Source organism: Microbacterium sp. PF5 (assembly GCF_004794315.1).
GTDB classification, from domain to species: domain Bacteria; phylum Actinomycetota; class Actinomycetes; order Actinomycetales; family Microbacteriaceae; genus Microbacterium; species Microbacterium sufflavum.
The window spans coordinates 47,721-62,364 of the sequence record NZ_SSDQ01000113.1 but is presented as its reverse complement, the minus strand read 5'-3'; the positions used below and the strand labels follow the sequence as shown (position 1 = coordinate 62,364).

General features: G+C 71.2%; 9 protein-coding genes. 4 read left to right on the top strand and 5 right to left on the bottom strand.

Features of this window, described 5'->3' with window-relative positions; translation table 11 throughout:
• Positions 1 to 2 precede the first annotated feature (2 nt).
• A complete protein-coding gene (locus tag DW297_RS09900) occupies positions 3 to 464 on the top strand; it encodes a GNAT family N-acetyltransferase (protein WP_168442837.1) in 462 nt (153 codons plus the stop codon).
• A 15-nt stretch (positions 465 to 479) separates the two neighbouring features.
• Here the strand turns inward: DW297_RS09900 and ligA are convergent, their stop codons facing one another.
• From ligA to DW297_RS09885, 3 genes are read right to left on the bottom strand one after another with little or no spacing between them, the layout of a single operon-like run.
• Complete coding sequence (gene ligA, locus DW297_RS09895) at positions 480 to 2,795, bottom strand: NAD-dependent DNA ligase LigA (RefSeq protein ID WP_136031838.1); 2,316 nt, start codon at positions 2,793 to 2,795, stop codon at positions 480 to 482.
• Between the two features lie 38 nt (positions 2,796 to 2,833).
• A complete protein-coding gene (mnmA, locus tag DW297_RS09890; protein ID WP_136031836.1) occupies positions 2,834 to 3,931 on the bottom strand; it encodes a tRNA 2-thiouridine(34) synthase MnmA in 1,098 nt (365 codons plus the stop codon).
• Positions 3,932 to 3,940: 9 nt separating this feature from the next.
• The gene (locus DW297_RS09885) at positions 3,941 to 5,116 is read right to left on the bottom strand and encodes a cysteine desulfurase family protein (RefSeq protein WP_136031834.1); all 1,176 of its coding nucleotides are present in this window, start codon (positions 5,114 to 5,116) and stop codon (positions 3,941 to 3,943) included.
• Between the two features lie 104 nt (positions 5,117 to 5,220).
• Between DW297_RS09885 and glgX the strand changes: the two genes are divergently transcribed.
• The 3 genes from glgX (at position 5,221) to glgB (ending at position 11,634) form a co-directional block, all read left to right on the top strand.
• The gene (gene glgX, locus DW297_RS09880; RefSeq protein WP_136031832.1) at positions 5,221 to 7,293 is read left to right on the top strand and encodes a glycogen debranching protein GlgX; all 2,073 of its coding nucleotides are present in this window, start codon (positions 5,221 to 5,223) and stop codon (positions 7,291 to 7,293) included.
• 64 nt (positions 7,294 to 7,357) lie between these two features.
• Complete coding sequence (locus DW297_RS09875; protein WP_205828266.1) at positions 7,358 to 9,430, top strand: alpha-1,4-glucan--maltose-1-phosphate maltosyltransferase; 2,073 nt, start codon at positions 7,358 to 7,360, stop codon at positions 9,428 to 9,430.
• Positions 9,427 to 11,634 (top strand): 1,4-alpha-glucan branching protein GlgB, encoded by a 2,208-nt coding sequence (gene glgB / locus DW297_RS09870; protein ID WP_136031830.1) that lies wholly within the window; start codon positions 9,427 to 9,429, stop codon positions 11,632 to 11,634. Before DW297_RS09875 ends, glgB begins: the two co-directional genes overlap by 4 nt.
• Positions 11,635 to 11,685: 51 nt before the next feature.
• On the opposite strand, the gene DW297_RS09865 is transcribed toward glgB, so the two are convergent.
• Together DW297_RS09865 and DW297_RS09860 are read right to left on the bottom strand one after the other, a co-directional pair.
• Positions 11,686 to 12,621 carry a tetratricopeptide repeat protein gene (locus DW297_RS09865; RefSeq protein WP_136031828.1) on the bottom strand — a complete coding sequence of 312 codons (936 nt, stop codon included), beginning with the start codon at positions 12,619 to 12,621 and terminating at the stop codon, positions 11,686 to 11,688.
• Positions 12,618 to 14,579, bottom strand: coding sequence for a glycosyl transferase (locus tag DW297_RS09860; RefSeq protein ID WP_136031825.1), 1,962 nt, complete (start codon positions 14,577 to 14,579; stop codon positions 12,618 to 12,620). The genes DW297_RS09865 and DW297_RS09860 overlap by 4 nt, the downstream gene beginning before the upstream one ends.
• Positions 14,580 to 14,644 lie beyond the last annotated feature (65 nt).

Here is a 14,644-nt window from a genome sequence, read left to right as displayed (position 1 = left end):
TCGTGCGTATCGACCGTGCGGACCGCCGAGACGTCGCGGGGCTCGCACTGCTCAAGTGGCAGGACGTGCCAGACGAGCTGACGGCGGGACGGTCGTTCGACGAGTTCACGGCGGAGCTCGCCGCCTGGTGGAGCCTCCACGAGGACACGCACTCGGCGTTCGTAGCGAGGGCGGACGACGGCGACCCCGTCGGGGTCGCCTGGGTCGCGATGCTCCCCCGGGTGCCGCGCCCCGGGGCCGCGGACCGGGTCTCGGCCGACGTGCAGAGCGTGTTCGTGCTGCCGGAGCACCGCGGGCGCGGGACCGGGCGAGCACTGGTCGCGGCGGCGTGCGCTCACGCGGTGTCCCTCGGCGCAGGACGCGTCACCGTGCATTCGAGCGAGGAGGCCGTGACGCTGTACCGCGGGCTCGGCTTCGCCGACTCCCCTCGGCTGCTGCAGTTCCTGCCTCCCACGGACACCTGACCCGCGGGCACCCGTTCAGCCGAGGGCGTCGGGTCCCTCGGTCACCAGCAGGTGGAACTGTGCAGCGTCGAGGATGCGGATGCCCAGTTCCTCGGCCTTCGCGAGCTTGGAGCCGGCGCCCGGACCTGCCGCGACGAAGTCGGTCTTCTTCGACACGCTCGACGCGGCCTTGCCCCCCGCCTTGATGATCGCCTCCTGCGCTCCCTCGCGCGTGTACCCGTCGAGCGAACCCGTCGCGACGACCGTGAGCCCGTCGAGCACTCCGCCCTCGGCGACCGCAGCCCCGGGCCCCGGGTGCCCCGGCGTCGCCCACTGCACCCCCACCTCGCTCCAGCGCCGCACGATCTCCTGGTGCCAGTCGACCTCGAACCATGCGAGCAGCGAGTCGGCGATGATCCCGCCGACGCCCTCGACCGCGGCGAGCTCCTCCCGGGAGGCCGCCCGGATCGCGTCCAGCGAACCGAACCACTGCGCGAGGGCTCGAGCCGCCACCGGGCCCACGTGACGGATGTTCAGCGCGACGAGGAGTCGCCACAGGTCTTTCGTCTTGGCCTTCTCGAGCTCGGCGAGGAGCGTGAGCGCCTGCGAGGAGGGCTGGGGACCCTCGCGCCCCGCCTTCCTCTCGGCCGCCGTCGGGTTCCGGCGGAACGGCGCCCTCGTCTTCACCAGGCCGTCCTCGTCCTCACGCGGCAGCCCGGTCTCGGCATCCCGGACCACGACCTCGATCGGCACGAGCTGGTCGAGCGTCAGCGCGAACAGCCCGGCCTCCGTCTCCAGCGGCGGCACGGCGGGTGACGTCGGCTGCGTGAGGGCCGCGGCCGTGACCTCGCCCAGCGCCTCGACGTCGAGCGCGCCGCGCGACCCGATGTGCTCGACACGCCCGCGAACCTGTGCGGGACACGAGCGCGCGTTCGGGCAGCGCAGGTCGATGTCGCCCTCTTTCATCGGCCGCAGCGGTGTTCCGCACTCCGGACAGTCGGCAGGCATCACGAACTCGCGCTCGGTGCCGTCCCGCTTCTCCACGACCGGCCCGAGCACCTCGGGGATCACGTCACCGGCCTTGCGCAGCACCACGGTGTCGCCGATGAGCACGCCCTTGGCCTTCACGACGTCCTTGTTGTGCAGCGTGGCCTGACGCACGACCGACCCCGCGACGTGCGCGGGCGCCATCACCGCGAACGGGGTCGCCCGGCCCGTGCGTCCGACCGACACCACGATGTCGAGGAGCGTCGTCTGCACCTCCTCCGGCGGGTACTTGTAGGCGATCGCCCACCGGGGTGCCCGGCTGGTCGCGCCGAGCTCGTCATGCAGCTCCAGCTCGTCGACCTTCACCACGATCCCGTCGAGCTCGTGCTCGATGTCGTGCCGGTGCTCGCCGTAGTACTCCACGAAGTCGACGACCTCATCGATGCTGCGGCACACCCGGGTGTGCGGGCTCGTCGGCAGGCCCCATTCAGCCAGCAGGTCGTACACCTGGCTCTGCGCGGCCACCGGCGGCTGTGCCCAGGCGCCGATGCCGTGCACGTACAGCGCGAGCGACTCGATCCGCAGGAGCCCCGCCTCCAGTTCGAGCCCGTCCTTCTTGTCGATCTGCTGGCGCAGACCACCGCTGGCGGCGTTGCGCGGATTCGCGAACGCGGGGAACCGACGTGCCGCAGCCGTGCGCGCCTTCTCCTCGTCGAACGGCTTCTTCACGCCGCCGCGTGCCTCCCACCGGGCGAGCGCGTCGGCGTAGGCGCGCTCGCGGAAGGCGGCCTGCGCGGCGTTGAGCCGTTCGAACGCCGCGACCGGGATGAACACCTCGCCGCGGACCTCGACGATCGGCGGATGCCCCTCACCACGCAGTCGCTGCGGGATCTCCGGCAGACGGAGCGCGTTCTCCGTCACGATCTCGCCCACCCGGCCGTCACCGCGTGTGGCGGCGGAGGTGAGCACCCCGTTCTCGTAGCGGAGGTTGATCGCGAGCCCATCGATCTTGAGCTCGGTGAGCCAGTCGACGTCACGACCGGCCGCCGCGCGGGTTTTGGCCGCCCACTCCCGCAGCTCGTCGACGGAGAACACGTTGTCGAGGCTGAGCATGCGCTCGGCGTGCTCGATCGTGGCGAGACCGGTGGCCTCCGCCGCTCCCACCATCTGCGTCGGCGAGTCCTGGCCCTGCAGTTCGGGGTGCAGGCGCTCCAGCTCTTCCAGACGCCGCATCCACCCGTCGTAGGTCGCGTCGTCGACGAGCGAGGTGTCGCGTCCGTAGTAGGCGTCTTTGGCCTCGAGGATGCGGGTCGTCAGCTCCTCGGCCTCGATCCGAGCGTCTTCCAGTGAGATGTTCTCCGCCACCTGCTCAGTCTAGGAGCGGCCGCCGACATCCGCCGGGATCAGACGCCGACCGGAACCGCCGAGACCGTGGTGTCGATCGTGAACTGGCCCAGCACGCGCGTGCCGACGTACAACACCGCGGTCTGCCCCGGTGCGACGCCGTCGAGCGGAACCTCCGGAGCCACACGGACGCCGTCCGCGGTCACGGTGGCCGTGGCGGGAACGGGGTCGGCGTGCGCGCGGATCTGCACGTCGCATGCGAAGGACGACTCCACGGGCGCCGCGCCGGCCCAGCTGAACCGCTCCCCCGCGATCTCGGCGATCGCGAGCGCCTCCTTCGGCCCGACGACCACGGTGTTGGACACCGGCCGGACCTCCAGCACGAACCGGGGCTTGCCGTCCGCGGCCGGCACCCCGAGCTTGAGCCCTCGCCGCTGCCCCACCGTGAAGGCGTGCGCGCCCTCGTGCTCGCCGACCACCGCGCCGCTGCGGTCGACGATCTCCCCGGTCTCCGCACCGACCTTCTCCGCCAGCCACCCGCGCGTGTCGCCGTCCGGGATGAAGCAGATGTCGTGGCTGTCGGGCTTCTGGGCGACGGTCAGGCCCCTGGCTGCCGCCTCAGCGCGCACGACCGCTTTGGAGGGCGTCGTGCCGAGCGGGAAGTAGGTGTGCGCGAGCTGCTCGGCAGTGAGCACACCGAGCACGTACGACTGGTCCTTGGCGTTGTCGGATGCCCGGTGCAGCTCCCGGCCGTCCGGCCCCTCGATCAGGGTGGCGTAGTGCCCCGTGCAGACGGCGTCGAAGCCCAGCTCGATCGCCCGCTCCAGGAGCGCGGCGAACTTGATCTTCTCGTTGCAGCGCATACAGGGGTTCGGGGTGCGCCCGGCGCGGTACTCGGCGATGAAGTCGTCGATCACGTCGTCACGGAACCGCTCCGAGAAGTCCCACACGTAGAAGGGGATCCCGAGCAGGTCGGCGGCGCGGCGCGCATCGAGCGCGTCCTCGATCGTGCAGCAGCCGCGGCTGCCCGTGCGCAGCGTCCCGCCCGCGCGGGACAGGGCGAGGTGCACGCCGACGACGTCATGCCCGGCCTCGACCGCCCTCGCCGCGGCGACGGCGGAGTCGACGCCGCCGCTCATCGCCGCAAGGATACGCATGGGTCCAGTCTACGAGCGCGCAGCTGAGCCGGCGCCGGACGCACGCGCATACGCGTCCGCGATCACCGACAGCACGGCGTCCACGTCATCATCGCGGGAGGTGCGCCCCAGAGAGAAGCGCAGCACGCTGCGGGCGTCTCGCTCCGACCGGCCCATCGCCATCACCACGTGGGAGGGCTCCGCGACCCCCGCCTGACAGGCCGAGCCGGTGGACACCGATACCCCGGCGACGTCGAGGAGGAAGAGCAGGCTCTCCCCCACGGCCCCCGGGAACAGCAGCTGCGCATTGCCCGGCAACCGCACGTGCGGGTCGCCCAGGAGCTCGGCGGCGGGCACCCGCGCGCGAACGCCCTCGACGAGGCGGTCGCGCAGAGCACGCAGCCGACGCGCCTCCTCCTCGCGCTCGCTCTCGGCCAGCTCGACCGCGGTGGCCAGCGCCGCCGCACCCGCCACGTCCTGCGTGCCTGCCCGGAGCCCCCGCTGCTGTCCACCGCCGCGCAGCAGCGGAGCGAGGCGAGCCGACCGGGCGACCAGCAGTGCGCCGGTCCCGACCGGAGCACCCACCTTGTGGCCCGCGATGCTCAGCGCGACGAGCCCGCCATGACCCTCCGCCGACCCGCGCAGGCCCCGGAAGGAGAGCGGCACGTGGCCCAGGGCCGCGACCGCGTCGAGGTGCAACGGCACGCGGTTGTCGGCCGCCGCCGCCGCGAGGGCGGCCACATCGTTGATCGTGCCGGCCTCGTTGTTGGCGACCAGAGCCGTCGCGAGCGCGGCACCCGGAAGCGCGGCGGCGAAGCGGGGGTCATCGATGCGCGCCTCCGGCGACACCGGCACCGCGCGGACCTCCGCGCCCTCCGCGGCGAGAGCCGCGACGGTGTCCATCGTGGCGTGATGCTCCCCGTCGGGCAGCACGATCGCGGTGGTGCCCGCGTCCCGTGCGCGCCAGAGCCCCTGCACGGCGAGGTTGATCGACTCCGTGCCCCCCGAGGTGAACACGACCTCGATCGGGTCGGCGTGGAGCACCGCGGCGAGCCGCTCCCTCGACTCCTCCAGCAGGCGCCGCGCGTCCTGTCCGGCGCCGTGCGTCGACGAGGCGTTGCCCACGACGGTCGCCGCCTCGAGCCAGGCGTCGCGGGCCTCCGCGCGCAGAGGCGTGGTCGCCGCGTGATCGAGGTAGTGCCGCATACCTCGATTCTCCCCCGATCCCCGGTCGTGCGGACACGGTCGTGCCTCTGGGACCGGGTCCGCGCCGACATGAGACTGAAATGCAACACGCCTAGGGTGTATTCATGCCTGACTCCCGCGTCCCCGTCGTCCCCGGTGGATCGGCCCTCGACGATCTCGGCGTCCGCCTGCACGACGGCGGCGGCACCCTGCGGGTCTGGTCGGGCAACGCCTCGTCGATGGAGCTGGTCGTCTTCGACGCCACCGACCTCGATTGGGTCACGGACCAGGCCGCGCTCGAGCGTCGGCCGGGCGGCGTGTGGGAGGTCACGTCTGCCCTGCTCCAGCCAGGAACCCGGTACGCGGTCCGCGTGGGAGGGCCGCACGGCCCCGGCAACACGTTCAACCCCGAGACGCTGCTGCTCGACCCGTACGCGAAGGGCCTCGCCCAGGGACACGGCTACCAGGAGTGGCGGTCGGTGGTCATCGTCGACGGCTTCGACTGGGGGAACACGAGCAAGCCGCGCATCCCGCTCGATCGCACCGTGATCTACGAGGGCCATCTCAAGGGCATGACCAAGCGCCACCCCGAGGTGCCGCCCGCGCTGCACGGCACGTACGCGGGTCTCGCACACCCCGCGATGATCGAGCACTTCCACGCGCTCGGCGTCACCTCGGTCGAGCTCCTGCCCGTGCACGCTTTCGTGCCGGAGCCGCGCCTGCTCGAGCGCGGCCTCACCAACTACTGGGGCTACAACACCCTCAACTACTTCACGCCTCACGCCGCGTACGCCACCGAGGACGCCCGCAAGCGCGGACCGGAGGCGATCATCGCCGAGTTCAAGGGCATGGTGAAGCTGCTCCACGAGGCCGGGCTCGAGGTCATCCTCGACGTCGTCTACAACCACACCTCGGAGGAGGGCATCGGCGGCCCGCGCTCGAGCCTCCGCGGCATCGACAACGCGAGCTACTACCGGCAGGACGGAAACGGCGTCTACGTCGACACCACCGGGTGCGGGAACACGCTGGACACCAGCACCGACGCCGGCGCCCGCCTCGTCCTGGACTCGCTGCGGTACTGGGCGGAGGAGATGCAGATCGACGGTTTCCGCTTCGACCTCGCGACCGCGATCGCCCGAGACGCCGCCCACACATACAACCCGGAGCATCCGCTGCTGCGGGCGATCGCCGCCGACCCCGTGCTCGCCGACACCAAGCTCATCGCCGAGCCGTGGGACGTGGGGCTGGGCGGCTGGCAGACGGGCAACTTCCCCACGGGGTGGCACGAGTGGAACGACCGCTACCGCGACCGGGTGCGCAACTTCTGGCTGAGCGACATCGACTACGCCCGTCGCGCCTCCGCCCCGGTGGGCATCGGCGGCTTCGCCACGCGCCTCGCGGGCTCCTCCAACACCTTCAGCGAGGAGCGCGGTCCGCTCGCCAGCATCAACTTCGTCACGGCACACGACGGCTTCACGCTCCACGACCTCGTCTCCTACGACGTCAAGCACAACGAGGCGAACGGCGAGAACAACCGCGACGGCGCCGACACCAACCGCGCCTTCAACCACGGCGTCGAGGGCCCCACCGACGATCCTGCGATCCTCGCTGCCCGCCGGAAGGCCATGCGCAACCTCCTGGGCACGGTCCTGCTGTCCGCGGGCATCCCCATGCTCACCGCCGGCGACGAGGTCGGGCGCACTCAGCGCGGGAACAACAACGCCTACGCCCAGGACTCTCCGCTCACGTGGCTCGGATGGGAGCTGGAGCCGTGGCAGCAGGATCTGCGCGCGCACGTCACGCGGCTCATCCGGCTGCGCCAGGAGAATCCCGCTCTGCGCCCCAGCCGCTACGCCCGGCTCGGCGAGCACATCCCGAACGCGTCGGTCATGGACTGGTACGACCAGAACGGCGAGACGATGGAACCGGGGCAGTGGAACGATCCCGGCAACCGCACGCTGCAGTACGTCGCCGCCTCCACGCCCGACACCGAGGCGGCGAACCGCATCCTCCTGATCGTGCACGGCACGGAGGCGCCGATCGACGTGCGACTGCCGCTGGAGATCGACGGCGCGAACCGGTTCGTCTCGCTCTGGTCGAGTGCCGACGAGCACCCCTCCGCGCACGCGGAGGTCTTCGAGCCCGGCGACGTCCTGTCCGTTCCCGGCACCTCGATGCGCCTGTTCCGCGTCGAGTGATAGCACGGTTCTGCGCCCGGGTCGAGCGGTAGGCTCCGGCACACCGGAGCGGTAGATTCGCACTGTGACTGCACGTGCTGGTACCCGGCCCCCGGCTCTCCGGAGCCCCGCTCAGATCCCGCCGCGCGAGTTCGACGGCGCCGACCTCCCCGGCGAGCTGCGCACGACGCGGATCCCGCTCCTCGACGGCTCGCCCTCGGTCCCGGGCGGCTTTCCCGCGAAGGCGTTCGCCGGCGAGGTCGTGCCGTTCCGGGTGGTGTCGTTCCGGGAAGGGCACGACCTCATCGGCGTGCACGTGCGCCTCACCGCCCCCACCGGAGAGCGGAGCCTGCACCGCCTGACCGCGCTCGCGGACGGCACCGACACGTGGACGGTCTCGATCGCGCTGGACCTGGAGGGTCCGTGGCGGTATCGCTTCGAGGCCTTCTCCGACGACTACGCCACCTGGGCGCATGCCGCACGGCTCAAGCTCGCCGCCGGCGTCGATGTCCCGGTCGTGGCCGCACTCGGCGCCGAGCTGCTGGCCAGGGCCGCCGCCGAGAAGGACCGGCCAGCGGCCCAGCGTCGCCGCCTGCGCGAGGGCGCCGAGGCGCTGCGCGAGGGAGACGCCGCGATCGCCGCCTCCCTCGCGGCAGACCCGGAGCTCGCGGTCGTCTTCGCCGAGCGTCCCCTGATGTCGCTGCGCTCCGCCTCCGCGGACCAGCACCTCCACGTCGATCGCACGCGAGCAGGGGTGGGTGCCTGGTACGAGTTCTTCCCCCGCTCGGAGGGGGCGCGGCGGCTGAAGGACGGCTCGGTGCGGAGCGGCACCTTCCGGACGGCTGCGAAGCGGCTCCCCGACGTGGCAGCCATGGGGTTCGACGTGATCTACCTCGTGCCCATCCACCCCATCGGCTCGACCAACCGCAAGGGACGCAACAACACGCTGGTGGCCGAGCCGGGCGACCCCGGCTCCCCGTACGCGATCGGTGCGGCCGAGGGCGGGCACGACGCCATCCATCCCGACCTCGGTAGCGCCCAGGACTTCCGGGCCTTCGTCCGGGCTGCCGAGAAGGAAGGGCTCGAGGTCGCGCTCGACCTCGCGTTGCAGGCGTCCCCCGACCACCCGTGGGTCCGCGAGCATCCGGAGTGGTTCACGACCCTGCCGGACGGCACGATCGCCTACGCGGAGAACCCGCCCAAGAAGTACCAGGACATCTATCCGCTCAACTTCGACAACGACCCCGAGGGCATCGCCGCGGAGATGCTGCGGGTCGTGCAGCACTGGGTGGCACAGGGCGTGCGCATCTTCCGGGTGGACAACCCGCACACGAAGCCGCTCCGGTTCTGGGAGTGGCTCATCCGCACCGTGAACGAGAGCGATCCGGGGGTCGTGTTCCTCGCGGAGGCCTTCACCCGTCCCGCCGTCATGCGGGCGCTCGCTGCGGTGGGTTTCCAGCAGAGCTACAGCTACTTCACCTGGCGCAACACCAAGGCGGAGCTGGAGGAGTTCCTCACCAGCATCTCCCACGACACCGCGGACTACATGCGACCGAATCTGTTCGTGAACACGCACGACATCCTCACCGAGTACCTCCAGTTCGGTGGCCGGGCGGCCTACCGCATCCGCGCCTGCATCGCGGCCACCGCGGGGCCGGTGTACGGGGTGTATGCGGGATACGAGCTCTTCGAGAACGTGGCGCGTCCCGGCTCGGAGGAGAACATCGACAACGAGAAGTACGAGTACAAGTTCCGCGACTGGCGCGGTGCCGAGGAGCGCGGTGAGTCCCTCGCCCCGCTGCTGCGTCGGCTCAATGCGATCCGCGCCGAGCATCCGGCGCTGAGGCAGCTGCGGAACCTGGAGACCCACTGGAGCGACGACGACGCCGTCCTGGTCTACAGCAAGCACCTCGATGCGGCGTTCACCGGCACCGGACAGGCAGACACGATCATCGTGGTCGCGAACGTCGACCCGCACTCGGTCAGGGAGACCACGGTCCACCTCGACACGACCCGCTGGGGTGTCCCCCCGGGCGAACCGTTCGAGGTCGAGGATCTGCTGACCGGCAGTGTCTGGACCTGGAGCGACCACAACTACGTGCGGCTCGACGCCTTCGCCGAGCCGGTGCACATCCTGAAGGTGAGGGAGAGAGCATGAGCTTTGCCGAAGAAGCGATCGCATCCGCCGAGTGGGTCGCCGTCGCCGAGGGACAGCACCACGATCCGCACGCCGTGCTGGGAACCCATCCCGCCGAGGACGCCGCGGGGCGGACGGTCACGATCATCCGCGCCCGCCGCCCGCTGGCCTCCTCCGTCGCCGCCGTGTTCGCCGACGGCACCCGGCTCGAGCTCTCGCACGTGACCCACGGGCTGTGGGAGGGCCGTCACCCCGGGCCGCCCGTCCCCTATCGACTGGCGACGCGCTACCGCGACGTGGACGACGAAGCGATCACCGGCGACCCGTACCGTCACTCCCCCGCGCTCGGCGAGCTCGACCTGCACCTCATCGCGGAGGGACGGCACGAGCGGCTCTGGGAGGTGCTGGGAGCGCATCCCACCACGCACGACGGCGAGGCGGGTGTCGCGTTCGCGGTCTGGGCGCCGAACGCCAGCGCCGTACGCGTGGTCGGAGACCACAACGGGTGGAACGGCGAGACGCACGCCATGCGGTCGATGGGCGTGAGCGGCGTCTGGGAGCTGTTCATCCCCGACCTGCCGCTCGGCACCCGGTACAAGTACCAGATCCGCACCCGCGCCGGTGCGTGGATCCTCAAGGCCGACCCGATGGCGCTCGCCGCGCAGCTGCCGCCGGAGACCGCGTCGGTCGTCACCGCCTCGACCTATGCGTGGCAGGACGGCGCGTGGATGACCCGGCGCGCCGCGACCCACGCGGTCGCGCAGCCGCTCTCGGTCTACGAGGTGCACCTGGGCTCCTGGCGGGGCGGCCTCGGCTACCGTGAGGTCGCCGATCCCCTCATCGAGCACGTGCAGCAGACGGGGTTCACCCACGTGGAGTTCCTCCCGCTCGCCGAGCACCCGTTCGGCGGCTCCTGGGGCTACCAGGTCAGCGGGTACTACGCGCCGACGAGCCGCTACGGCACGCCGGACGATCTGCGCTACCTCATCGACCGCTTGCACCAGGCGGGCATCGGCGTGATCCTCGACTGGGTCCCCGGCCACTTCCCGAAGGACGAGTTCGCGCTCGCCCGCTTCGACGGCCAGCCCCTCTACGAGCACCCCGATCCCCGGCGCGGCGAGCATCAGGACTGGGGCACGCTCATCTTCGACTACGGTCGCCCCGAGGTCCGCGGCTTCCTCGTCGCGAACGCCCTCTACTGGCTGGAGGAGTTCCACGTGGACGGGCTGCGCGTCGACGCGGTCGCCTCGATGCTGTACCTCGACTACTCGCGCCGCGACGGCGAGTGGGAGCCCAACGTCCACGGCGGTCGCGAGAACCTCGAGGCGATCCGGTTCCTCCAGGAGGTGAACGCCACCGCCTACCGCCTGCACCCCGGGATCCTCATGATCGCGGAGGAGTCGACGAGCTTCCCCGGCGTCACCGCGCCCACGGATCACGCGGGACTCGGGTTCGGGTTCAAGTGGAACATGGGCTGGATGAACGACTCGCTGCAGTACATCGCCCGCGACCCGATGTATCGCGCGCACCATGAGGGCGAGATGACGTTCTCGTTCGTCTACGCCTTCGGAGAGAACTACGTGCTGCCCATCAGTCACGACGAAGTGGTGCACGGGAAGGGCAGCCTGCTCGCGAAGATGCCCGGCGACCACACGCACAAGCTCGCCAACGTCCGCGCCTACCTGGCCTACATGTGGGGACACCCGGGCAAGAAGCTGCTGTTCATGGGCCAGGAGTTCGGGCAGCTCGCCGAGTGGTCGGAGGGGCGCGAACTCGACTGGTGGCTGCGGGAGCAGCCCTCGCACGCCCAGCTGCAGGACTTCGTCGGCGCGCTCAACGGCGTGTACCGCGGCCAGGCGCCGCTGTGGGAGCGGGACAGCGACGGATCGTCGTTCACGCGGCTCGGCGCCCCCAGCTGGGACCCCTCCGTGATCGCCTTCGAGCGGCGCGACGCCCACGGCGGGCGGCTGGTGGTCGTGAGCAACTTCGCCGGGGTCGAGCGCACCGGCTACCGACTCGCACTCCCCCGCGAGGGCGTGTGGCAGGAGGTGCTCAACTCGGACGCCGCGGAATACGGAGGACACGGATCGGGCAACCTCGGCATGGTGGTCGCCGTGCGCGACGACAGCGGCACCGCGACGGCGGCGATCACGCTCCCCGCGCTGTCGACCCTCTGGCTGCGTTACCAGCCCGAGCCGCACGTCCCCACCGTCAACAACGGCTGAGCTGCGCCGGCCGCGCCCCGCGAGGACGACCTCGCCCGGGGCGCGGACGCCTCAGAACAGCAGCGAGGACAGCCGGTTGCGCGCCGACACGACGCGCGGGTCGGCGGGGCCGATGAGGCCGAACAGCTCCACGAGCCGCTCGCGCACCGGCGCCCGCTGGTCCGACGGGAGCTGAGCGAACAGATCGAGGAGCCGCGCGAACGCGTCGTCCACGTGCCCTCCGGCGAGGTCGAGATCCGCCACGTCGAACTGCGCCTGCACGTCGAGCGGTCCGGCGGCGGCCGCGGCCCGCGCCTCCTGCAGATCGAGGCCCTGCACGCGGTGGAGCAGGCGCACCTGCCCGAGCCCGGCGATGGCGTCTTCATCGCGCGGGTTCTCGGCCAGCGCCTTCTCATATGCGCGGATGGCGGCGGCGTAGTCGCCCGCCTCGATCGCGGCGTACGCCTCGGCGTGGAGCGGGGGCAGCTCGGGCTCGACCGGCTCGGGCGCATCCGCTGCAGCATCGCCCGAGATCGACAGCGTCCCGGACACGCCGTTCTGCGCCGCTACCTGGAGCAGCTGGGCGAACACCTCGCGCACCTGCTGCTCCGGCACGGCACCCGTGAACATCGGCACCGGCTGCCCGGCGATCAGCGCGACCACCATCGGGATCGACTGCGCGCGGAAGCTCTGGGCGAGCTGCGGGTTCGCGTCCACGTCCACCTTCGCCAGCAGCACGCGACCGCCGAGCTCGCGGGTGACCTTCTCGATGATCGGGCTCAGCTGCTTGCACGGCCCGCACCACTCGGCCCACAGGTCGACCACGACCGGGACGGTGCGGGAGATCTCCAGGACCTCGCCGAAGGTCTCGTCCGTCGCATCGACGACCACATCGGTGATGCCCTGGCCCTCCGTCGCGGGGCCGCCCCCGGAGGACGGGGTGGGGCGGTTGCGGAGACTCGAGAGGTCGACGGCGCCACGCAGCGCCGCGGGAGAGATGTCGGTCACTTGATCACCTTCACGGAGAGCAGGTCCTGGGTGGAGGCCAGGAGCTTGATCGGCTCGCTCGAACCCTGCGAGGGGACGGCGAAGAACAACTGACTCAGGTACGTCGTCTCGACACCCGTCGACGACTCGGTCACACCCGTGAGCGCCTTGGCCTGCTCGTTGTTGCCGAAGCGGATGACGACGTCGGAGTTGACCGGGGTGATGGTCTCGACGTCGAGCACCGAGACGGCGACGATCGCGCCGCTGTCGAGGGTGGTCATGGAGACCGGCTCGGCGGTCGTGGGCGCCGCCTTGAACGCCGTCTTCGATGTCTCGGCGGCATTGGCATCCACGAGCCCCTGCACCACGGTCTGCCGCCCATCACGGATCGACTGGGCGACCGCCAGCGAGAGATCGTCGAACTGGCCGTAGTACTGACTCTTCTCCACGTTGTCGACCACGTCGGAGAACGCCGTGGCCACCTGGTCGGGCGGCAGCGTCAGGAACGCGGAGTCGGCCGGCACCATGGAAGTGCCGAGCCAGCTCGCCGCGACCTCCGGGAACTGTGCGTCGGCGGCCATCTGGGCCAGGTTGGTCACCTTGTAGTTCGACCACGGGTCGTCCTGCGTCATCGTGAGCAGCACGGGCGGGACGGTGTCGTCGTCGGCGCTCTGCGAGAGCATGAGAACGGTGCGCGGCCAGCGGTCCGTGGCCTCGGGCAGCACGACCCGCACGTCGTCTGTGGGGATGGCCACGGGAGGCGCGTCGTTGGTGACCTTCGCGCGGATGGCGTAGTCGGCGACGCGCTCCTCGAGCGCGGGGCCGACGAGGCGGGTGGCCGCGAGGTCGGCGTCGAGGGTGCTGTCGGCCTCGGCGACCGTGTCGGCCAGGCTCTTCAGGATGCGCTTCGCCTGGGCCTCGGTGACCGCCGGCGGCTTCTGGTTCTCGGGGGCGATCACGGTCGGCGACGGCGAGGGCGTGGCCGAGGCGTCGCCCAGCTGCGGCCAGGAGTCGGCCGAGCACCCGGCGGCCAGGAGCGCGGTGAGCCCCAGGGCGGGCAGGACCAGCATCCGACGGCGGCGCGTCGCTCCGGCGGCGCGCAGGGAGGACTTCCCCTCCGGTTCTGTGCGAGGCGTCGGCTCGTCCTCCACCACCTCGGCGTCCTCGACACCGGGGTCGGACGTCGGCTTCGCGTCGGCCGCATCGAGAGCCGCGCGCTCGCCCGCGGGCAGTGCGGCGACCTCGATCGGCTCCGTCATCGGGAGCGGCCCGGGGCCTTTCCGGCGCGGCCCACGTCCGCGGCGCTGGTGGCGGATCGCGAGGATGTAGAGCACGAGGCCGATCACGAGCACGATCCCACCCGCGACCATCAACGGTCCGGCGAGCGGGGTGCTGTTGTCGAGGGGCCAGGAGACCACGATGTCGTCCGGAGCGTCTTTCGTACCGTCATAGGCGATGAGCACGCTCGTGCCCTCCGGGAGCTGCATGTTGTCGGCCGTGAGCAGGTTCTCCTCGCTGAAGGAGTCCAGCCACAGGTCGGAGCCGACCGGGTCGCGACCTGCGGGCTCCTCGGTCTCGGCGTCGGTGGCCGGCGTCTCTTCGGGTGCCGGCGTCGCTCCCGCCTCGTCGCCGGGCTCCGTCGTCTCCTCCTCAGCAGGAGCCGAGACGTGCTCCACCACGAACTCACCGTCGTCACCGACCGAGACGTGGTTGTAGTCGGAGTCGGCCAGCCAGGCCTGCATGTCGGCGGTCCGGCCGTAGCTGGCGAAGATCTCGCCCTCGCCACTCACCACGAGCTTCTGCGAGCCCGGGTTGGTCCGCAGCACGTCGCCGTCCATCAGCACGAACGGCGCGGGCTCCTCGATCGAGACGCGCTCCTGCTGGTTCGATGGGCCCATGAAGACGGTCCGCTGAGCGATACCCGCGCCGATCAGCACGGCAGCCAGCACGAAGGCCACCACGGCCCATACGAAACGCACGAATAGTCTCCTCACGCATCGCGAATACCCGCCCGCGACGCCACACTCGACATTTCAGACTAGCG